The organism is Micromonospora sp. SD19, from assembly GCF_054462275.1.
Genome location: NZ_JBTLMN010000008.1, coordinates 125,705 through 146,482, shown reverse-complemented (window position 1 = coordinate 146,482; position 20,778 = coordinate 125,705). Strand labels below are relative to the sequence as shown.

Genomic DNA, 20,778 nt, shown 5'->3' with positions numbered 1-20,778 from the left:
ATGGTCGGTCCGCCTCCGGTCCGACCCGTTGGCCGGGGCCATCCTGTACAGAGTGGGAGGGCCGGTGAGCGTGGCGACACTGTTGACCCCCGCCACGTCGGCGGAGCCCGATGGTCAACGCACCGGGCTGCTGGCACGAGCCGACGAACGGTCCTACGTCCGGGTGCTGGTGGTGCTGGACACCACCATCCTCATCATCGCGTTGCTGATCGGGTACGTCACCCGTTTCGGTGAGGGCGAGCCGACCGGCTCGGAGATCCCGTACGTGCTGGTCGCCCCCGGGTTGGTGCTGGCCTGGCTGATCTCGCTCAAGGCCCTCGGCTGCTACGACGACCGGGTGATCGGCTACGGGGCGGACGAGTACCGGCGGGTCAGCTCCGCCAGCCTGCGCCTGGCCGGGGCGATCGCCATCATCGGCTACATCGCCGACGTCGGAGTCTCCCGGGGCTTCCTGGGCATCTCCTTCGCGGTGGGCACGGTCGGGCTGGAGGTGGCCCGGTTCGCCGCCCGCAAGCGGCTGCACCGGGCCCGCTCGCTCGGCGCCGGCTGGTCCCGGAAGGTGCTGGTGGTCGGCGACACCGCCCACGTGTTGGAGTTGGTCCACACGTTGCGTCGCGAGCCGTACGCCGGTTACCAGGTGGTGGGCGCCTGCATCCCGGACGCGCTGCTCGCGCCGGTGGCGCAGCGGCTGGGTGACGTGCCGGTGGTGGGGTCGTTCCGGGGCATCCCGGAGGCCGCCACCGCGATCGGCGCGGACACTGTCGCGGTGACCGCCTCGGGTGAGCTGACCGCGACCCGGCTGCGTCGCCTCGGCTGGCAGTTGGAGGGGACCGGCGTCGACCTGGTCGTGGCACCCGCGCTGACCGACGTCGCCGGCCCGCGGATCCACACCCGCCCGGTCGCCGGACTGCCGCTGATCCACGTCGAGGCGCCCGAGTTCCGCGGCGTTCGCAAACTGGTGAAGGGTTTCGTCGACAGGTCCGTCTCGTCGCTGGCGCTGGCGGTGCTGCTGCCGCTCATCGCGTTCATCGCCCTGGCCATCAAACTGGACAGCCGGGGTCCGGTGCTGTTCCGGCAGGTCCGGGTTGGCCGGGGCGGGCAGGAGTTCGGCGTGTTCAAGTTCCGCACCATGGTGGTGAACGCGGACGCGCTGCTCGCCGAGTTGGCCGCCCGCAACGAGACCGACGGCCTGATGTTCAAGATGCGCCACGACCCCCGGGTGACCCGCGTCGGCCGGCTGCTGCGCAAATGGTCACTGGACGAGCTGCCGCAACTGGTCAACGTGCTGCTGGGGCAGATGAGCCTGGTCGGGCCGCGCCCGCCGCTGCCCTCGGAGGTGGCCCGCTACGACGGTGACGTGGCCCGGCGGCTGCTGGTCAAGCCCGGCATGACCGGCCTGTGGCAGGTCAGTGGCCGCTCCGACCTGAGCTGGGAGGACGGCATCCGGCTCGACCTCTACTACGTGGAGAACTGGTCCCTCACCGCCGACCTCACCATCCTCTGGAAGACCTTCGGCGCGGTGCTGAACGGCCGCGGAGCGTACTGACCACAGGTCACGGCTGCGGGCCGGTCCAGTCCAGGCAGACGACCACCGCGTCGTCGACCAGGTCACCGGCCACGAACGCGCGCAGATCACCGATCAGCGACCGGACCGCGTCCAGCGGTGCCATCGGCCCGGTCCGCCGTAGGAACCGGTCCAGTGCCGTCTCGCCGTAGCGCATGTGCTGACCGGTGGCCTCCACCACCCCGTCGCTGACCACGAAGACCCGGTCGCCGAGTTCCAGGGGGAACTTCTGCTCGTGGTAGTCGGTCGCCTCGAACATGCCCAGCGGAAACTGCGCCTCCAGCGGCTGCTCGCTGACCTCGCCGCCGCGGAGCAGGACCAGTCGGGGCGACCCGGCGTCCACCACTGTCATCATCCCGGAGCGCAGGTCCAGCTCCATCAGCAACGCCGACAGGTGCTGCTCGCCCCGGTACAGGTCGTAGATGGCCTGATCGGCGAGGGCGGCCTGGTCGGCCAGGCTCAGCCCGGCCCGTCGCGCGTTGCGCAGCGCGTGGGTGGCCAGGGAGGTGAGCAGGGAGGCGGCCACGCCCTCACCGGTGCCGTTGATGGTGGACAACCAGAGCCGCTCCCCGTCGTCAGACCAGTCGAAGCCGTCGCCGCGCACGGCGTACGCCGGCTCCAACTGCCCGGCCAGGCTGAACGAGGGACGGATCCGGCTGCGGCCGGGAAGCAGCTCCCACTGCATCTCGGCGGCCAGGGTGAGGCGTTGGGTGCGCCGAGCCGCCCGGTAGACGTCGGTGCCGGCGGAGACCGCCGCCACCTCGTGCGCGAGCGCGGTGGCGACCTCGGCCAGCGCGTTGACGACCTCCTGGTCGTCCGGCACGGGCGACAGGCGCAGCACCCCTCGGCGCTCGCCACGCATGGTGACCGGCATCCAGGCGACGCCGTCGGTCAGTAGCGGCGACTGGTGGTCGAAGGCGCGCCAGGCGGGGTGCCCGGGGCTCGTGATCGAGTCACCGTCGGTGAGTGGCAGCAACTCCGCGAGCCGGTAGTCGACCTGGTACAGCTCAACGTCGGTGATCCCGTACGACCCGGCGAGCACGTCCCCGATTCCACCGACGAGCCGGTCAGCTGGTGTCTCGTTCAGGGCACGTCGTGCCCGATCGACCGGTTTGCTCATCGTCACTCCCTCGCTGAAAGCTCGACCACCAGTGGGTTCGGAGTACTCTCGGGCCACCATGGCCGAACTGAACCGTCCGACGGACCCCGAGACGAGTATGGCTGCCGCGCTGGACGCGGCGGCCGCTGCCCTGCTCGGGATCTGGGAATCTGCCCGGGAGGGGACCGCCAGCCGGGTCTCCGGTGCCCAACTACGGGCAGTGATGGTGGTGGAGCAGGCCGACGGGATCAACCTGCGTCGGCTCGCCACCCGACTCGACATGCTGCTCAGCTCCGCCAGCCGCCTCTGCGACCGGCTGGTCGCCGCCGGCATGCTGGAGCGCGAGCCGGGCCGCTTCGACCGGCGGGAGATCTCGCTGCACCTCACCCCGGAGGCCCGCCGGCTCCTCGCCGAGCTACGGGCCAACCGCCGGGCCCAACTCGACGCCGTGCTGACCGGGATGAGCCGGGAGGGCCGCGACGCGCTGCTGCGCGGAATGCGGGAGTTCGACGAGACCGCGCGCCGCCAGCAGGAGCAGCGGCCGGCGACGCCCGGGGAGCCGCCGGGCCCGGGGGACTGGCCGGACGGCCCGGACCAGCCCGGTGGGCGGTCGGGGGACTGGTCGGTCGATTCGGCGCGGCAGACCCGTGGGTTGTGGGCGGGCGCCGCTGGCGGTCCGGATCCGACGGCCGGCAGCACCCGGGAGTGGCCGGCCGGCGACCCGCCGGTGGCACGTACCGCCTGACCAGGCCGGTCGGTCGCCGTCGGTCAGGCCGGCGTCGACGCGCCCACGGCCAGCATCGCGATGTCGTCGTGGGCCTGCCCGTCCAGCCAGTCGTCGACCTCCCGCAGCACCCGGTCGATCAGCGCGGCCGGTGGCTGCCCGGCCGCCGCCACGAGCGCGGCCCGCAGCCGGGCCTCACCGAACATCGCCGTGTCGCGCGGTCCGCGCGCCTCGGTCACCCCATCGGTGTACGCGAGCAACACGTCGCCCGGATCGAGGTGCACCCTCGCCTCGGCGAACCGGGCGGCGGTCAGCGCCCCCACCGGCATGCCACCGACCGGGACGGTGGTGACAGTGCCGTCGGCGGTGACCAGCAGTGGCGCCGGGTGCCCTCCGCCGGCGATCCGGATGTCCAGTCCGGTGGGCCCGCGGTCCAGGGAACCGAGCAGCACTGTGGTGAACTGGCTGCGACGCGCGGCGTCCGGCGCGTCGAACAGCGCCTGGTTGAGCAGGCGGATCAGCTCCAGGGGGCGTCGCTCGACGAGCCGCAGCGTCTGCAACGACTGGCGGACCCGGCCGGTCAGCACGGCGGCGCCCACGCCCTTGCCGCACACGTCGCCGAGCGCGAACAGGGCGCCCTCGGGGTGCGGGAACACCTCGTAGAAGTCCCCGCCGATGCGCAGGGTGTCGCCAGCTGCCCGGTAGCCGCCGGCCATCGTCACGCCGGGCACGGCGGGCAGCTCGGGCGGGAGCAGACTGCTCTGCAGCACCTGGGCCAGGTGGGCCTGCTCACTGTGCAGGTCGGCGGTGGCCAGCGCGGCACCCGCGCGGGCGGCGAACTCCCGGGCCAGCTCCACGTCGCGTGGTTCGAAACCGGCCCGCCCGGGCCGACGGATGAGCAGCAGGGCGCCGGTCGACTCGCTGGCGTTCAGCAGGGGGCTGGCCAGCACCGCCCCCGGGGGGCCGAACCCGGGCGGCAGCAGGTCGGCCAGGTCGGTGAGCGGGGCGTCCGGCCAGCGGCCCGGCTCGGCGCGGTCGCCGGCCAGCGCCTCGGCGAGACCGGGCACGGCGCTGGCCAGCGCGGGACCGGCCAGCCCGGTGACCGGGGCCGGATCACCGTCGGCGTACCGGATCCACCTGGCGTGTGGCTCGGCTGGCGCTGTCGGTCGGGGCAGTGCCACGGCGACGTCGGCCAGGTAGGGGACGGCGAGTGTGGTGGCGAACAGGAGGACCTGGTCCCGGTGCAGGGCCAGCGCCAGCCGGCTGCCGGCCCGGGCGAGGAACGCGGTGCGGGAGCGTTCGGCGAGCAGGGCGTCGGCGCGGGCGTGCTCCTCGGTGACGTCGCGGACATACCACGCCCACCGGGAGCCGGCGAGTTGGCGCCGGACGCCACGCAGTCGCCGGCCGTGGTGGTCGGCGTCGAAGCGGTCGGCGCCGGTGACGACCGCCCGGGCCAGGGCCGCCACCGGGCAGTCGGCCAGCCCGGTGCCGGCCTCGATCTCCGGGAGCAGCTCGGCCGCCATGGCGTTGACCAGGGTGACCAGGCCGGTCCGGTCCGTCGTCAGCACGGCCTCGGCGAGCCCGTCGAGCAGCTCGCGGGCCAACCGGTCGTCGGCCGGCAGCGGGGTGCCGCCGGGTTGCCGGGTCGTGGTCACCGCCGGACGCCAGCTCGCGTCTGGCGACGTGTGCGCATGCTGCTTCTCGACTCCTCACCGGGGATCGTTGCCTGAGTGCAAGGGTACCGATCCGTGCCGACGGGGGCGCGGGGGCGGCGATCAGCCGGAGCGGGCCAGCCAGCCGGCGGGCTGGGCGATGATCCGGCGGGCCACCGAGCCGGCGGCCCCCACCGCTGCGGCTTCCGCACCGAGCGTCGACGGCCGGACCGTTACCGGCGACCAGGCGGCGGTGAGCACCCGGGCGTCGATCTCGGCGAGGACCGGGGGGCACAACCAGGGTGCGAGCGCGGCGTAACCGCCACCGAGCACCACGGTGTCCAGGTCGAGCAGGTTGACGACGCCGGCCACCGCGACGCCGAGCGCCGTTCCGGCCTCGTGCAGCGCCCGCAGCGCGTCGCCGTCACCGGCCTCGGCCAACTCGGCCAACCGGGCGGTCGCGGTGTCCGCGGGAAGCTCCGCCCGGGCCAGCCCGGCGGCGGACACGATCGCCTCCTGGCCGGCGTACTGCTCCAGGCAGCCCTGCCCGCCGCAGCGGCACGGACGGCCCTCGGGGTGGACCGGGAGGTGCCCGATCTCACCGCTCCACCCGCGTACGCCGCGGAACAGCGCGCCGTCCAGCACGATGCCGGCGCCGATGCCCACCTCCCCGGAGATGTGCAGGAAGCTGGACGGGCCGGGTGGTTGCGAGTGCAGCTCGCCGAGCGCGGCGAGGTTGGCCTCGTTGTCCACCGTCAACGCGGGGACCCCGGGCACCTGCTCGACCAGCGGAGGGTGCTCGGCGAGCAGCGCGGGCACCGGCACGTCGGACCATCCGAGGTTCGGCGCGAGCCGGACCAGCCCGTCGTCGTCCACCAGGCCGGGCACCGCGAGCGCGGCCCCGACCAGGGTGAGGCCCTGGTGGGCGGCGTCGTCGCGGGCTGCCCCGGCCATCTCGACCAGATGGGCCAGGGCGTCGGCGGGGGCCACCGGACGCAGGTCGGCCCGGTGCACGGTGCGGTGCCGCACCTGGCCGGTGAGGTCCACCACGCAGACCGCCAGGTAGTCGACGTTGACCTCCAGGCCGAGCCCGGCCGGCCCCTGTTCGGCCAGGACCAGCCCGCGCGCCGGCCGGCCGGCGCCCGAGCGGGGCGCGGGGTCGGACTCACTGACCAGCCGACCGCCGAGCAGGTCCTCGACGACAGCGGAGACGGTGGCTCTGGTCAGGCCTGTGGCGGTCGCCAGGTCGGCTCGGGAGGGGGGTCGGTCGGCCGCGGCGATCCGACCGAGGACCAGGGCGAGGTTGAGCTCGCGCAGACTGCCCTGACGGACTGCGCCGGCCGGGGCGTGGGTGAGGCTCACCCCTTGACAGTGCCATAGGGTGGGCAAATAATTCAATCGCTGAACAAATACCTGACACCACCACCCCGGAGGTCGCTCATGGCACCCCGTCCCACCCCCGCCGACAAGTTCTCCTTCGGGCTCTGGACCGTGGGCTGGCAGGCCCGCGACCCGTTCGGTGACGCCACCCGCCCCGAGCTGGACGCGGTCGAGGCCGTGCACCGGCTCGCCGAGCTGGGCGCGTACGGCATCACCTTCCACGACGACGACCTGATCCCGTTCGGCGCCGACGCGGCTTCCCGTGACCAGCACATCGCCCGGTTCCGCAAGGCCCTCGACGAGACCGGCCTGGTGGTGCCGATGGTCACCACCAACCTCTTCACCCACCCGATCTTCAAGGACGGCGGCTTCACCAGCAACGACCGCGACGTCCGCCGCTTCGCGCTGCGCAAGGTGCTGCGCCAGGTCGACCTGGCCGCCGAGCTGGGTGCGGGCACCTTCGTCATGTGGGGTGGCCGCGAGGGCTCCGAGTACGACCTCGCCAAGGACGTCCAGGCCGCCCTGGACCGCTACCGCGAGGCCGTCAACCTGCTCACCCAGTACGTCATCGACAAGGGCTACAACCTGCGGTTCGCGCTGGAGCCCAAGCCCAACGAGCCGCGCGGCGACATCCTGCTGCCCACCATCGGGCACGCGCTCGGCTTCATCTCCCAGTTGGAGCACCCGGAGATGGTCGGCCTCAACCCGGAGGTCGGGCACGAGCAGATGGCCGGGCTCAACTACGCCCACGGCATCGCCCAGGCGCTCTGGCAGGGCAAGCTGTTCCACCTGGACCTGAACGGCCAGCGCGGCATCAAGTACGACCAGGACCTGGTCTTCGGCCACGGTGACCTGATGAACGCGTTCGCCCTGGTGGACCTCCTGGAGAACGGTGGCCCGAACGGTGGGCCGACCTACGACGGTCCCCGGCACTTCGACTACAAGCCGTCGCGTACCGAGGACATGGACGGGGTGTGGGCGTCCGCGGCGGCCAACATGAGCACGTACCTGCTGCTCAAGGAGCGCGCGGCGGCGTTCCGTGCCGACCCCGAGGTGATCGAGGCGCTCGCCGCCAGCAAGGTCGGCGAGCTGAGCACGCCGACGCTCGGCGACGGCGAGGGCTACGAGGAGTTCCTGGCCGACCGGTCCGCGTTCGAGGATGTCGACGTGGACGCTGTCGCCGCCCGGGGCTTCGCCTTCGTCCGGCTCAACCAGCTCGCCGTCGAGCACCTGCTCGGCGCCCGCTGAGGCCCCGCCATGCCGTTGGTCGCAGGCGTTGACTCGTCCACCCAGTCCTGCAAGGTGGTGATCCGGGACGCGGAGACCGGTGCCCTGCTCCGGCAGGGCCGGGCACCGCACCCGGACGGCACGGAGGTCGACCCGGAAGCCTGGTGGCAGGCGCTGCGCAGCGCCGCCGACCAGGCCGGCGGGTTCGCCGACGTGGCGGCGATCTCCGTCGCCGGCCAGCAGCACGGCATGGTGTGTCTCGACGAGGACGGCCGGGTGGTCCGCCCGGCGCTGCTGTGGAACGACACCCGATCCGCCGACGCCGCCGCCGATCTCATCGAGGAGGCCGGCGGCGGCGCGGCCGGGCGCCGGTTCTGGGCCGAGGCGACCGGCAGCGTTCCGGTGGCCAGCTTCACCCTGACCAAACTGCGGTGGTTGGCCAGGCACGAGCCGGAGCTGGCGGCCCGGGTGGCCGCCGTCTGCCTGCCGCACGACTGGTTGACCTGGCGGCTGGCCGGCGCACCGGGGTTGGGCGCGCTGCGTACCGACCGGGGCGACGCCAGCGGCACCAGCTACTGGTCGCCGGCCACCGATGACTACCGACTGGACCTGCTGGAGCAGGGCTTCGGTCGGCGGTTGGTGGTGCCCGAGGTGCTCGGTCCGGCGGAGTCGGCGGGAAAGCTCGCCGACGACCTGGGCGGGTCGGGTGGGGCGCTGCTCGGCGCGGGCACCGGGGACAACGCCGCTGCCGCGCTCGGCGTCGGTGCCGGGCCGGGTGACGTGATCGTCTCGATCGGCACCTCCGGCACCGTGTTCAGCGTCGCGGACGTGCCGGCGGGCGACGAGAGCGGCGCGGTGGCGGGCTTCGCCGACGCGTCAGGTCGTTTCCTGCCGCTGGTCGCCACGCTCAACGCCGCTCGGGTGCTGGACGCCGCCGCCGCGATGCTCGGCGTCAACCTCGACGAGCTGGCCCAGCTGGCGCTCTCCGCCCCCGCCGGGGCGGACGGGCTGGTCATGGTGCCGTACCTGGAAGGTGAGCGGACGCCGAACCGGCCGCTCGCCACCGGCGCGGTGCACGGCCTGACCCTGCGCACCTCGACCCCGGCGCACCTGGCGCGGGCCGCCGTGGAGGGCATGCTCTGCGCGCTCGCCGACGGCCTGGACGCGTTGACCGCGCAGGGTGCCGTCGCCCGCCGGGTCATCCTGATCGGCGGCGGAGCCCGGTCGGCCGCGGTCCGTCAGATCGCCCCGCAGGTCTTCGGCTGCCCGGTCGTCGTCCCGCCGGCCGGCGAGTACGTCGCCGACGGGGCCGCCCGACAGGCCGCCTGGGTCGCCCTGGGCGGTGCCGCGCCGCCGACCTGGGCGGTCGAGGGCACCGAGGAGTACGCGGCAGCGGCCGTTCCCGCCGTCCGCGACCAGTACGCCGCGGCCCGCGGGTTGGTGCTCGACCGACGCTGAGCGTCGCGATCTGTGCGGGTGGCCGCCGGTCGACGGTGACCGGCGGCCACCCGCGTGACGCGCGCCCGCACGGAGTCTGGTTGGCTGCCGGTCATGACGGTGACCAGTGGCGGGCCCGGCCTGCGCGCGCACGGTCGGGGCGGTGGGCCGGCGCACCGCTTGTACAGCGTCGTGGTGTTCGTGCTGCTCGCCTCGCTGGACAACGTGGCGATCGGGCTGGTCCCCCCGCTGTACGGCCCGATCTCCGACGCGTTCGACGTGTCCGGGCGGCTGCTCGGCGTGGTCACCGCGGTCAGCTTCCTGGTCAGCTCGGTCGCGGCCGTCGGCTGGGCGTACGTCGGGGACCGCACCAACCGCAAGCCGCTGCTCATGGTGGGCACGTTGCTCTGGGCGGCGGGCACCGGCGGTAGCGCGCTCGCCGGCGGTTACCTGACGTTCCTGTCCGCGCAGCTGGTCGCGGCGGTCGGCCTCGGCGCGGTCGGCTCGGTGGGCTTCTCCGTGGTCACCGACCTGATCTCGCCGACCCGGCGCGGGTTGGTGATGAGCTTCTGGGGCCTCTCCCAGGGCATCGGCACCCTCGCCGGCACGCTCGTCGGCGGGCTGCTCGGGGCGGCCGACTGGCGGCGGCCGTTCCTGCTGTTGACCGGCGTCGGCCTGGTCGCCACCCTCGCCTACTTCTTCACGTACGACATCCGACGGGGCCAGAGCGAGCCGGAACTGGCCGGCAGGCTCGACGCCGGTGCCGAGTACGACTACCGGATCAGCCGCGCCGACCTGCCGCGCATCCTGGCCCGGCGGACCAACCGGTGGCTGATCCTGCAGGGGCTGACCGCGCAGGCCGCGTTCGGCTCGTTGGTCTGGCTGCCGGTGCTCTTCGCCGAACGGGCCGAGGCCCAGGGCTACTCGACGTCCACGGCGGTGGTGGTGGGCAGCGTGTTCGCCACCCTGTTCCAGCTCGGCGGGGTGCTGTCCATCGTGGGTGGGTTGATCGGCGACGCGGTGCAGCGGCGGACACCGCGGGGGCGCGCACTCGTCGCCTCGGTCGGCATCCTCGCCGCGCTGCCGTTCTACCTGGTGTTGTTCTTCGTCCCGGTGACCATCGACGTGCCGGACGGCGCGAGCGGCGGCGCGGTGGTCGGCGCGGTGCTGGCCAGTGTGTTCACCGAGCCGTCGGTCGGGCTGAGCCTGCTCACCGCGATCGTGGCGCTCGCGTTGACCTCGGCCAACTCGCCGAACTGGTTCGCGTTGATCGCCGACGTCAACCCGCCGGAGCACCGGGGCACTGTCTACAGCCTGGGCAACCTCGTCAACGGTGTCGGTCGCGCGGCCGGCAACGGGCTGGTCGGGGTGGCCTTCCAGGCGCTGCGAACGGCATTCCCGCCACCGTTGAACTTCGCCGTCGGGTTGGCCGCGTTCCAGCTTTTCTTCATCCCGACCGGTGTCATGTACTGGCTCGCCTCGCGGACCTCACCGGCGGACATCGACAACGTGCACGACCTGCTCCACAACCGAGCCGACCGCCTCTGACACCCCCGAGCGCCCCGCCCCGCGCGCCTGACTCCGCGCTCCGCCCCGCGCACCTGACCCCGCGCGCCAACCTCGCGCGCGCGGCCCCGCGCGCCAACCTGAAGATCGCGTTACTTCCTGGTTTTAGTCGCCTCCTGGCGGACGGAGGCCACTAGATCGTGGAGGTAGCGCGATCTTGAGGTTGGCGAGGTGCAGGCGGGCGTGAATCGTTTACGACATCAGCTCCAAAGCGGGCCGTCGCGCACCGAGCGGCCCGCCCGCACCGCGCGGCCCGCCCGCACCGACCGGCCCGCCCGCACCGCGTGGCCGGGGCGGGCCGGTCGGCGCGAGATCAGCCGCGCAGCCAGACGGTCACGTCGGTCGGGACCGCGCCGTCGTCGTCCAGCGCCGCGCTGGCGACGAGCACCTCGGCGCCGGCCGGCACCGGTACCGGGGCGGCACCGAAGTTGGTCAGCACGGTCAGCTCACCGTTGCGGAAGCTCAGCACCTCGTCGCCGGAGGACAACCACTCCAGGGTGCCGCGGCCCAGCCCGTGGGCACGGCGCAACCGCAGCGCCGTGCGGTACAGCTCGTACGTCGAGCCGGGCACGTCGCGCTGGCGGTCCAGCGCGTACTCCGCCCAGAGCGCGGGCTGCGGCAACCAGCTGGCGTCGGTCGGCCCGAAGCCGTACGACGGGGCGTCGGCCTCCCACGGGATCGGCACCCGGCAGCCGTCCCGGCCGCGCTGGGTGTGCCCGCTGCGCGCCCAGGTCGGGTCCTGCCGGGCCTCGTCGGGCATCGTGGTGTGTTCGGGCAGCCCCAGCTCCTCGCCCTGGTAGAGGTACGCCGAGCCGGGCAGCGCGAGCATCAGCACGGTGGCCGCCCGGGCCCGGCGCAGACCGAGTGCGGCGTCGGGTTGCGGGTCACCGATACCGATGCCGTTGGGGCGTACGGTGCCGACCGGCAGGCCGAGCCGGGAGGCGTGCCGCACCACGTCGTGGTTGGACAGCACCCAGGTGGTCGGCGCGCCGACCGAGTCGGTCGCCTCGAGCGAGCGGGTGATCACCGCGTACTGGGCCGGTGCGGTCCACGCCGCGAGCAGGTATTCGAAGTTGAACGCCTGGTGCATCTCGTCCGGGCGGACGTAGCGGGCCAACCGCTCGGCCGGTTCCACCCAGGCCTCGGCGACCAGCACCCGCTCGCCGGGGTAGCTGTCCAGAACCTGCCGCCACTGCCGGTAGATCTCGTGCACACCGTCCTGGTCCCACATCGGCGGGCGGGGCTTGTCGATCTCGTTGCCGGAGAGGATCTCCTGGGGCTCCTGCCAGTCGGCCAGGTCGGCCTGCTTGATGAGGCCGTGCGCCACGTCGACGCGGAAGCCGTCCACCCCGCGGTCCAGCCAGAACCGCAGCACGTCGAGGAACTCCGCGTGCACCTCCGGGTTGTCCCAGTTGAGGTCCGGCTGCCCGGTGTCGAACAGGTGCAGGTACCACTGGCCGGGCTGCCCGTCAGCGTCGACAGTGCGGGTCCAGGCCGGACCACCGAAGACGCTCTGCCAGTCGTTCGGCGGCTGGTCGCCGTCCGGGCCTCGGCCGTCCCGGAAGATGTACCGGGACCGTTCCGGGCTGCCGGGCGCGGCCGGCAGCGCGGCCTGGAACCAGCGATGCGCCGACGAGGTGTGGTTCGGCACCAGGTCGACGATCACCCGCAGGTTGCGGGAACGGGCCTCGGCGATCAGCTTGTCCGCGTCGGCGAGGGTGCCGAACAGCGGGTCGATGTCGCGGTAGTCGGCCACGTCGTAGCCGGCGTCGGCCTGCGGCGACGGGTAGAAGGGAGAGAGCCACACCGCATCCACGCCCAGCTCGACCAGGTGGTCGAGGCGGGCGGTGATGCCGGGCAGGTCACCGATCCCGTCCCCGTCCGAGTCGGCGAACGAGCGGGGGTAGATCTGGTAGATGGCGGCCTCGGTCCACCAGCCGGTGGCCGGTTGGTCGGAGGAGGTCTGCTGCGTCGGGTCGGTGTTCAGGGTCGTCTCCCGTGTTGCGGTGTGTGGATTTCAGTGTGCCCGGGGCGGCGCTGTCGAATCCCGCACCACCAACCGGGTGGGCAGGACCACCGGAGTGTCGCAACCGGTGCCCCGTTGACTGACGACAGGGTTCGGCGGTCGGGCCCCGAGCGGGTCGAGCAGCATCTGTGCGGCGAGCCGGCCCTGCTCGGCGGCGGGCTGGGCGACGGTGCTGAGCCCGAGCACACCGGCCAGGTAGTGGTCGTCGATACCGACCACGCTGACGTCCTGCGGCACCCGCAGCCCGACGTCGCGCAGGGCGGTCATCGCGCCCATCGCCATCTCGTCGCAGGCGGCGACGATCGCTGTCGGCGGCTCGCCGCGGGCCAGCAGTTCGGCAGTGGCCCGGTTGCCGCCGTCGATGGTGAAGGTGGACTCGATGTCCAGGGTCGGGTCGGGTCGCAGGCCGGCGGAGCGCAGCGCCGCCTGGTAACCCCGCCGTCGGTCAAGGTGGGTGGTGAAGGCCAACTCGTCGTCCGGGTCGCCGGAGATGTGGGCGATCCGGTGGTGGCCGAGGTCGATCAGATGCTTGGTGGCGACCCGCGCGGCGGCCACGTCGTCGATGCGTACGCACGGCCAGTTGGGCACCCTGCTGCCCGAGCTGATGGTGACTCCGGGCAGGTCCAGCGTGGCGAGCGCGGTCAGGTCGGCCGGACGCAGGGGCGTGGCGACCAGCATGATGGCGTCCACCCGCTTGTGCAGGTTGGCCGTCCGCAGGACCCGCTGGCGGACCTGTTCCCGGCCGCCCAGGTTGTAGAGCAGCAGGTCGTAGCCGGACTGGTGGAGGTATTCCTCGACCGCTTCGACGACGGTGCTGAAGAACCACCGGGTGATGCGGGGAACGACCACCGCGACAGTGCCGGTGCGACCACCGGCGAGCCGGGACGCGCTCGGTGAGACCTCGTAGTCGAGCTGTTCGGCGGCGGCCAGTACCCGGCGCCGGGTGGCGGCCGAGACCGTCGGCAGCCCTCGCAGGGCCCGTGAGACGGTGGCCGTGGAGACCCCGGCCAGTCGGGCCACATCATCGATCCTCGTCACGGTTACCCCCGCTCGGTGCCCGGTGCCCGCCGCCGCCCGAGGGGTCAGGCGACGGCGGGCGCGCGGTCAGCCCTTGACGCTGCCGGCGAGCAGACCTCGCACGAAGAAGCGCTGCAGGGACAGGAACACGATGAGCGGTACGACGATCGACACGAACGCACCGGCGGTCAGCCGCTGCCACTCGTTGCCCCGGGTGCCGGCCATCTCGGCGAGCTTGACGGTGAGCGGGGCGGTCTCGTTGCCGCCACCGGCGAAGATCAGCGCGACCAGCAGGTCGTTCCAGACCCAGAGGAACTGGAAGATCCCGATCGCGGCCAACGCCGGGGTGATCAGCGGCAGCACGATGGTGCGGAAGATCTTCGGGTGGGTGGCCCCGTCGACCCGGGCCGCCTCCATCAGGTCCCCGGGCAGCTGCGAGATGAAGTTGTGCAGCAGGAAGACGGCGAACGGCAGCGCGAAGCAGGTATGCGCGAACCACACCTGGGCGAACTTCTGTTCGTCGACCAGGTCCCACGCCGGCATCAGGGTGACGCCGCCGAGGCTGACGCCGGTGGAGAAGAACTTCAGCAACGGCACCAGGGCCATCTGCAACGGCACGATCTGCAACGCGAAGATCGCGATGTAGACCCAGTCCCGGCCGCGGAAGTTGATCCACGCGAGCGCGTACGCGGCGAGGCACGCGAAGGCGAGCGGGAAGAGCACCGACGGGATGGTGATCGCCAGCGAGTTGATGAAGGAACCGGCGAGCTGGCCGGAGGACGCTGACCGCCCGAACAGGACCTGCTCGTAGTTCTCGAAGGTGAACTGCGGGTTGGTGAAGGCCGTCCACCAGCCGGTGGTCTTGATCTCGTCCTCCGGGCGGAGGGAGGAGACGAGCAGGCCGAAGGTCGGGATGGTCCAGAGCACCGCGATGACGATCGAGACGAGCGTCGCGGTGCGGCTGTTCAACCGCTTGCGGACCCGGGCGGCCGTGGTGGTCGGGGTGCCGTCGGTCTTCTGGGTGCCGACGGCGACGGTGGGCGTTGCGGTGGTCATCTCAGCCCTCCCGCTGCTGACGGAGGTTGCGGATCTGGTAGATCACGACCGGGATGACCAGGATGAAGAGGAAGACCGCGAGCGCGGAGCCCTGCCCGTTCTGGCCGTACCGGAACGCCTGGTTGTACATCTCGCTGGCGATCACGCTGGTGTCGTAGTTGCCGTTGGTCGAGGTCCGGACGATGTCGAAGACCTTGAGCGTGGCGATCGTGAGCGTCACGACCACGACGATCAGCGCCGGCCGGATGCTCGGCATGGTGATCCGCCAGAACATCTGCCACGGGCTGACGCCGTCGAGCCGGGCGGCCTCCACGATGTCACCGGGGATCGCCTTGATCGCGGCGGAGAGCACCACCATGGCGAAGCCGGCCTGGATCCAGACCATGATGACGATCAGCAGCAGCGTGTTCAGCGGCGATTCCAGCAACCACTGCTTCGGCTCGCCGCCGAGGCTGACGACGATCTGGTTGAGCAGACCGATCTGGTCGCCCTCGCCCCGATAGGCGTAGACGAACTTCCAGATGATGCTGGCGCCGACGAAGGAGATGGCCATCGGCAGGAAGATCAGTGACTTGGCGACCGCCTCGAACCGGGCCTTGTCGACAAGTACGGCGTAGATCAGGCCGAACCCGGTCGCCACCAACGGGACCAGGACCACCCAGACCAGGGTGTTGATCAGAACCCGGACGATCGAGTCGTCGGAGAACATCCAGCTGTAGTTGCGCAGTCCGACCCAGTTGGTGCTGCTTCCATCCATCAGGGAGAGCAGCGTGGTGCGAATGGCCGGCACGACCAACCCGACCGTGAGCAGTAGCAGCGTCGGCAGCAGGAAGAAGAGCGCGAAGAGTCCCTCCCCCTGCTTGCGTCGGCGGGGGAGCGGGGCGCCGCTGGCGGACGCGGCGACGAGCTGCGCCTCCCGACGGCGGGCGAACCAGGCCGGCACCACGTCGAGAAGCAGGAGCAGACCGCCCACCACCGCGACGAAAGCGATCAGCCCGTACATCAGCATGAGGAACTTCGGCTGCTCCTCAGCGAAGTCGAACTCCATCGACCCTCCCAGGTCCAGATCCGTCGGTGGGCCGGCCCGCGGGTGCGGACCGGCCCACCGCTCAGATCACTTCCAGCTGCTCTCGATGCCCTGGAGCACCGACGCGGTGTCCTTGCCGTTGATCCACTCGACCATGCCCTTCCAGAACGTCCCCGCGCCGACCGCGGCCGGCATCAGGTCGGATCCGTCGAAGCGGAAGACGCCGGTCTTGTCCTGCAGGATCTGGACGGAGAGCTTGTCGATCGGGCTGGCGACGTTGGCGATGTCCAGCTTGTTGTTCGCCGTGACCCAGTTGCCGAGCTTCGCGCGGCTGTTGACGTACTCGGCCGAGGCGAGGTAGGTCTGCACCGCCTGCACCTCGGGGCGGTCGGCGAAGCCGACGACGAACTCGCCCGCGCCGAGCACCGGCTTGCCCTTGGCAGTGTCGATGGCCGGGAAGTAGAACGCGAACGCGTCGCCGTCCTCGGCCACCTTGGTGCCCTCGGGGAACTGGTTGGCGTAGAACGACGCCTGGCGGTGCATGGCGCACTTGCCGGTGGTGACCGGCAGGCCGGCCTCACCGAAGGCGGTGGTGCCGATGCTCTTCACCCCGCCGAAGCCGCCGTTCATGTACTTCTCGTTCTTCAGGATCGTGCCGGCCCGGTTGACGGCGTCGACGATCCGCGGGTCGTTGAACGGGATGGCGTGGGTGGTCCACTGGTCGTAGACCTCGGGGCCCTGCGTACGCAGGATGACGTCCTCGATCCAGTCGGTGGCCGGCCAGCCGGTGGCGTCACCGGACTCGATGCCGGCGCACCACGGCTTGATGCCGCTCGCCGCGATCGTGTCGCTGAGCTTGATCATGTCGTCCCAGCTGGTGGGGACGGTCCAGCCCTTCTCCTTGAAGAGCTTCGGCGAGTACCACACGAAGGACTTCACGTTGGCGCCGAGCGGCACACCGTAGAGGGTGCCGTTGACGGTGCCGTACTTCAGCCAGTCGGCCGGCATGTTCTGCTCGGCCATCGTCTTGGTGTCGGCACCGAGGGACTTCAGCTTGCTGGCGTCGGCGAACCGCTTGACCAGGCCCGGCTGGGGCACGAAGGCCAGGTCGGGCGCGTTGCCGCCGTCGACCCGGACCGGGAGCTGCGCCTCGAACTCGGCGTTGCCCTCGTAGTCAATCTCGATGCCGGTGCAGTCCTCGAACGTCTTCCAGGAGTTCCTGAGCAGATCGGCCTCGGCGTCACGGATGGACGCGTAGATGGAGACCTTCTTGCCGTCGTGGCCGTCGTACTTGTCGTATGCGGCGCACTCCGCGGAGCCCGCGTTGCTGCTCTTCTTGTCGTCGCCGGTACCGCAGGCGGTGGCGCTGAGCGCCAGCCCGAGTACGCCGGCGATCACGAAGGCCTGGCGTGGTCTGGTGAAGACCGCCATGCCGTCCTCCTTCCTAGCCGGCGCGGTCTCGCTGGTGACCCGTCGCCGGTCCGATTGGGCGTGCACACATGTAAGCGCTTGCATCCGGCTGGGTCCACCCCCTGCCAGACACGACCGAGTAACAATCCGGAAACCTGCCGGCTGCCTGGTGGGCGCGCTCCCGGGGCACGCTTCCGACTCTTTCGAAGAGTGACGATATCTGTCAGGCTGATGCCTACGCATCGAAGGTTTTCGACATAGGAGGAGCTGTATGCGAAAGCGGTGGATCAGCCTGCTGGTGACGGGTCTCTTGGTCGGGGGAGCGCTGGCGCCGGCGACGCCCGCGCTGGCCGCGCCGACCTTCAGGGTGCCCTTCCCGTGCGGGCAGACCTGGTCCGGGCAGACCCGGTCGGATCACAGCCCGGCGTACGCCATCGACTTCAACCGCACCGACGACGCCGGCGACCCGGTGGTCGCCAGCGCCCCCGGCACCGTCGACCGGGTCACCGACCTCGGCGGCACCAGCTACGGCAAATACGTCCGAATCAACCACGGGGGCGGTTACAGCACCTACTACGCGCACCTCAGCGGCTTCAACGTCTCGGTCGGGCAGACAGTCGGGTACGGCAAGGTCATCGGCTGGGTCGGCAGCACCGGGGGATCGACCGGCCCGCACCTGCACTACGAGCAGCGCCTCAACGGTGCCGACATCCAGGTCCGCTTCAACGGCAGCCTCGCGCTCTACTGGGGCACCAAGAGCTACACCAGTGGCAACGGGTGCTCGTCGGGCAGCGGCAACGGCACCGTCGACACCAGCGGCACGCCGCTGACCGTCCGCTCCGGTCCCGGCACCGGGTACGCCTCGGTGGGCACCGTCGCCGACGGCACCCGGGTGACCATCGCCTGCCAGACCAGTGGCACGAGCGTCACCGGCACCTACGGCACCAGCACGATCTGGGACCGCATCGGCGCCGGGCGGTTCATCGCCGACGCGTACGTCTACACCGGTTACGACGGTTACATCCCGAACGTCCCTCGCTGCTGAGGCAGCGGACGGCCGGTCTCCGGCGGGCGAGCGCCCGCCGGAGATCCGCCGGTCAGGCGTTCAGCCGCCAGATCGACAGGTTCAACGCGGCGGCGAAGGTGACCCACGCCCAGTAGGGCAGCATCAGCGCGGTGGCGACCCGGGAGACCCGGGTGAACAGCAGCACGGTGAGGCCGATCGCCAACCACATCAGCACGATCTCGGCGAACGCCAGTCCGTACTGCCCCGCGCCGAAGAACAGTGGGGTCCAGATGGCGTTGAGGACCAGTTGGGCGGTCCAGGCCCAGAGTGCGGGGGAGAAGCCGACCCGTCGCCACACCAGCCAGCCGGCCACCGCGATCAGTGCGTACAGCAGCGACCAGACCGGGCCGAACAGCCACGAGGGCGGCGCCCAGTCGGGCTGCCGCAGGCTCGCGTACTCGTCGGTGGTGCCCTGCACGCCCAGCCCGCCGATGGCGGCGGCGATGAAGACCGCCACCCCGAAGCCGACGAGGGCCCACCACTGGCGGCGACCGGAGGTCCTCGGGGCGTTCTGAGATGTCTCCATAGTCAAGATGTTTCCGCGGATCGGCGGTGGCAAACCGCCGGACACGAAAGCGCCGGGATCGCTGCGACCGGTGCCTCTGTCGGGAGGACGAAGCTCCGGTCGCGGCGACCCCGGCGGGTCCCGGTGTTACCGATGATGAGCGCTAATTGAAGATGCTGACACCACCCGGGCCGACCAACAGCCCGACGACGATGAGGACGATGCCCCACAGGATCTGCCGGCGGAACAGCGCGAGGATGCCGGCGACCACGAGTACGACTGCGAGAATCCAGAGAATCAGCTCCATGACCTCTGACTACCCGACTGGCCGATCGGGGAAACCTGGTCGGTGTCGAGTTGATCGCCAACGTGGAAGACGCTGTACGCCTGCTTGATCACCGGGTGTGCGACGTTGCGGACGCGTACCCCACCGGGGGTCGTGCCGCGCTCGGTCCCGGCGTGCGCGTGCCCGTGCACGGCCAGTGCCGTGGGCGCCGAGTCGATCGCCTGCCCCAGCTGGTACGACCCGAGGAACGGGTAGATCTCCAACGGTTCACCGGCCAGTGTGTCCGGCACCGGCGAGTAGTGGGTGAGCGCCACCAGCATGTCGCAGTCCAACGAGCGCAGCGCCGCACCGAGCCGGTCCGCGCTGTCGGTGGTGGTGCGGACGAACGCCTTCATCTCCGGCTCGCCGAAGTCACTCGCGCACCGGCCGGCGAACCCGCCGCCGAAGCCCTTCACGCCGGCGATGCCGAGACGACCACCAGCGCAGTCCAGCACGACGCCGTTGCCCTCCAGCACGGTGATGCCCGCGTCCTCCAGTACCTTGACCACCTGCGGCACCTGGTCACACTGGTGGTCGTGGTTACCCAGCACGGTCACCACCGGCACTGCCAACCCACCGAACTCCGTTGCCACGCAGCGCGCCTCGGCCTCGGTGCCGTGCCGGGTCAGGTCCCCGGCCAGCAGCAGCACGTCGGCACACTCCGGCAGCTCCTCCAACGCCGGTCGGAACCGACCGACGACGTCCTCGTCCAGATGCACGTCGCCCACGGCGGCGATCCGGATCACCATGGAACCTCCCTCAGGGCAGTTGCTCGATCTCCGTGGGCGCCTGCGCGCGGATCACCCCGATGTCGCTGGTGACCGGCACGTCCGGAAAGCGCTCCGACACCAGACGCAGGATCTCCTCCCGCCGGTGCGGGCTCTCCACCTCGCCGTAGAGCACGAGGGCGCGTTCCCGCCGGATCACGGTGATCCCCTGTTCGGCGACGGCGGGGTCCTCGACGAGCAACCGTTGGATCTCCGCTTCGACGTACTCGTCCGGTGGCCCGGTGTCGATGTCGCGATGGTGGGTCACGATGTCCCCTCTCCTGGTTGGGTGCCGGCGGCCGGCACCACCTCCAGCCGGTCCAGCAGCACCAGGAACGCCTCGGCGTACGGCGAGTGCTGCGTCTCCTTGCGTACCCGTTCCCAGTCGATCTGCTCCCGCAGCGAGCGGGCCAGCGGCAGGCCGCGGGCGAAGTCGCAGTAGTGCTGGGAGAAGCTGAGCAGTTTGTGCACCATCAGCTGGGTGGCGGACAGCACCGGCATGTGAATCGCGTCCACCGGCCGGATGACGGTGTCGGCGAACGTCTCCTCGGTCACCGGCGTCTCGATCGGCCGGTGGATCAGGTCCACCATCCGGCCGTCGTCGAAGACCTTGACCAGCCAGTCCTCCGGTGGGCGCTCGGCGACGAAACCGGCGGCCACCAGGGCCTGCAGCGCCTGTTCCACGTCCACTTCCCGGATCAGGAAGTCGACGTCGTGATCGCTGGAGTGGCCTCCGTGGGCGTAGACGGCGAAGCTGCCGCCCAGGGCGAACGGAATCTCGGACTGCTTGAGCACGGCGGCGACCTTCTTGAGGGTGTGCACAAGACTCTCGTCCCCGCGCTCAGCCATCTGGTTCCTCCGTCGTCGTGTTGGTGGACCGGCGGTTGGATTTCAAAGTCCGGTACCCGGCATTCCGGTCGGCCACACCTG

At 71.4% G+C, this 20,778-nt stretch carries 19 protein-coding genes; 6 read left to right on the top strand and 13 right to left on the bottom strand.

Annotation, left to right across the window (positions count from 1 at the left end):
* Nucleotides 1-64: 64 nt before the first annotated feature.
* Nucleotides 65-1,546 carry a sugar transferase gene (locus tag ACX27O_RS24310; protein WP_030333273.1) on the top strand — a complete coding sequence of 494 codons (1,482 nt, stop codon included), beginning with the start codon at nt 65-67 and terminating at the stop codon, nt 1,544-1,546.
* Nucleotides 1,547-1,553: 7 nt separating this feature from the next.
* Here the strand turns inward: ACX27O_RS24310 and ACX27O_RS24305 are convergent, their stop codons facing one another.
* On the bottom strand, nt 1,554-2,684 hold the full coding sequence (locus ACX27O_RS24305; RefSeq protein WP_030333275.1) for a PP2C family protein-serine/threonine phosphatase: 1,131 nt from the start codon (nt 2,682-2,684) through the stop codon (nt 1,554-1,556).
* A gap of 58 nt (nt 2,685-2,742) precedes the next feature.
* Between ACX27O_RS24305 and ACX27O_RS24300 the strand changes: the two genes are divergently transcribed.
* Complete coding sequence (locus ACX27O_RS24300) at nt 2,743-3,408, top strand: MarR family winged helix-turn-helix transcriptional regulator (RefSeq protein ID WP_458940099.1); 666 nt, start codon at nt 2,743-2,745, stop codon at nt 3,406-3,408.
* A gap of 23 nt (nt 3,409-3,431) precedes the next feature.
* Here the strand turns inward: ACX27O_RS24300 and ACX27O_RS24295 are convergent, their stop codons facing one another.
* Nucleotides 3,432-5,042 carry a PP2C family protein-serine/threonine phosphatase gene (locus ACX27O_RS24295; RefSeq protein WP_307857849.1) on the bottom strand — a complete coding sequence of 537 codons (1,611 nt, stop codon included), beginning with the start codon at nt 5,040-5,042 and terminating at the stop codon, nt 3,432-3,434.
* Between the two features lie 120 nt (nt 5,043-5,162).
* A complete protein-coding gene (locus ACX27O_RS24290; protein WP_210865990.1) occupies nt 5,163-6,401 on the bottom strand; it encodes an ROK family transcriptional regulator in 1,239 nt (412 codons plus the stop codon).
* A 78-nt stretch (nt 6,402-6,479) separates the two neighbouring features.
* Between ACX27O_RS24290 and xylA the strand changes: the two genes are divergently transcribed.
* The 3 genes from xylA to ACX27O_RS24275 all read left to right on the top strand — a co-directional run bounded on the left by xylA (nt 6,480) and on the right by ACX27O_RS24275 (nt 10,631).
* Entirely contained in the window at nt 6,480-7,667 is a 1,188-nt protein-coding gene (gene xylA / locus ACX27O_RS24285; RefSeq protein ID WP_030333283.1) for a xylose isomerase, read from the top strand.
* Between the two features lie 9 nt (nt 7,668-7,676).
* A complete protein-coding gene (gene xylB, locus ACX27O_RS24280) occupies nt 7,677-9,104 on the top strand; it encodes a xylulokinase (protein WP_458940098.1) in 1,428 nt (475 codons plus the stop codon).
* 93 nt (nt 9,105-9,197) lie between these two features.
* Nucleotides 9,198-10,631 carry an MFS transporter gene (locus ACX27O_RS24275; protein WP_030333287.1) on the top strand — a complete coding sequence of 478 codons (1,434 nt, stop codon included), beginning with the start codon at nt 9,198-9,200 and terminating at the stop codon, nt 10,629-10,631.
* Nucleotides 10,632-10,962: 331 nt separating this feature from the next.
* Here the strand turns inward: ACX27O_RS24275 and ACX27O_RS24270 are convergent, their stop codons facing one another.
* The 5 genes from ACX27O_RS24270 to ACX27O_RS24250 form a co-directional block, all read right to left on the bottom strand.
* Nucleotides 10,963-12,636 (bottom strand): glycoside hydrolase family 13 protein, encoded by a 1,674-nt coding sequence (locus tag ACX27O_RS24270; protein WP_030333289.1) that lies wholly within the window; start codon nt 12,634-12,636, stop codon nt 10,963-10,965.
* A 30-nt stretch (nt 12,637-12,666) separates the two neighbouring features.
* Nucleotides 12,667-13,713 carry a LacI family DNA-binding transcriptional regulator gene (locus ACX27O_RS24265; RefSeq protein WP_030333290.1) on the bottom strand — a complete coding sequence of 349 codons (1,047 nt, stop codon included), beginning with the start codon at nt 13,711-13,713 and terminating at the stop codon, nt 12,667-12,669.
* A gap of 66 nt (nt 13,714-13,779) precedes the next feature.
* Nucleotides 13,780-14,748 (bottom strand): carbohydrate ABC transporter permease, encoded by a 969-nt coding sequence (locus ACX27O_RS24260; RefSeq protein ID WP_458940097.1) that lies wholly within the window; start codon nt 14,746-14,748, stop codon nt 13,780-13,782.
* Between the two features lies 1 nt (nt 14,749).
* On the bottom strand, nt 14,750-15,796 hold the full coding sequence (locus tag ACX27O_RS24255) for a carbohydrate ABC transporter permease (protein WP_030333294.1): 1,047 nt from the start codon (nt 15,794-15,796) through the stop codon (nt 14,750-14,752).
* Nucleotides 15,797-15,862: 66 nt separating this feature from the next.
* Complete coding sequence (locus ACX27O_RS24250) at nt 15,863-17,206, bottom strand: ABC transporter substrate-binding protein (protein WP_030333296.1); 1,344 nt, start codon at nt 17,204-17,206, stop codon at nt 15,863-15,865.
* 250 nt (nt 17,207-17,456) lie between these two features.
* On the opposite strand from ACX27O_RS24250, the gene ACX27O_RS24245 reads away from it, so the two are divergent.
* A complete protein-coding gene (locus ACX27O_RS24245) occupies nt 17,457-18,230 on the top strand; it encodes a M23 family metallopeptidase (RefSeq protein ID WP_030333297.1) in 774 nt (257 codons plus the stop codon).
* A gap of 52 nt (nt 18,231-18,282) precedes the next feature.
* On the opposite strand, the gene ACX27O_RS24240 is transcribed toward ACX27O_RS24245, so the two are convergent.
* From ACX27O_RS24240 to ACX27O_RS24220, 5 genes are all read right to left on the bottom strand, one after another.
* A complete protein-coding gene (locus ACX27O_RS24240; protein ID WP_210858890.1) occupies nt 18,283-18,777 on the bottom strand; it encodes a TspO/MBR family protein in 495 nt (164 codons plus the stop codon).
* 142 nt (nt 18,778-18,919) lie between these two features.
* The gene (locus ACX27O_RS24235) at nt 18,920-19,063 is read right to left on the bottom strand and encodes a GPGG-motif small membrane protein (protein ID WP_007464364.1); all 144 of its coding nucleotides are present in this window, start codon (nt 19,061-19,063) and stop codon (nt 18,920-18,922) included.
* The gene (locus ACX27O_RS24230) at nt 19,054-19,830 is read right to left on the bottom strand and encodes a metallophosphoesterase family protein (protein ID WP_030333302.1); all 777 of its coding nucleotides are present in this window, start codon (nt 19,828-19,830) and stop codon (nt 19,054-19,056) included. The genes ACX27O_RS24235 and ACX27O_RS24230 overlap by 10 nt, the downstream gene beginning before the upstream one ends.
* Nucleotides 19,831-19,840: 10 nt before the next feature.
* Nucleotides 19,841-20,116 (bottom strand): hypothetical protein, encoded by a 276-nt coding sequence (locus tag ACX27O_RS24225; protein WP_030333304.1) that lies wholly within the window; start codon nt 20,114-20,116, stop codon nt 19,841-19,843.
* A complete protein-coding gene (locus ACX27O_RS24220; protein WP_030333306.1) occupies nt 20,113-20,697 on the bottom strand; it encodes a nucleotidyltransferase family protein in 585 nt (194 codons plus the stop codon). Before ACX27O_RS24220 ends, ACX27O_RS24225 begins: the two co-directional genes overlap by 4 nt.
* Nucleotides 20,698-20,778 lie beyond the last annotated feature (81 nt).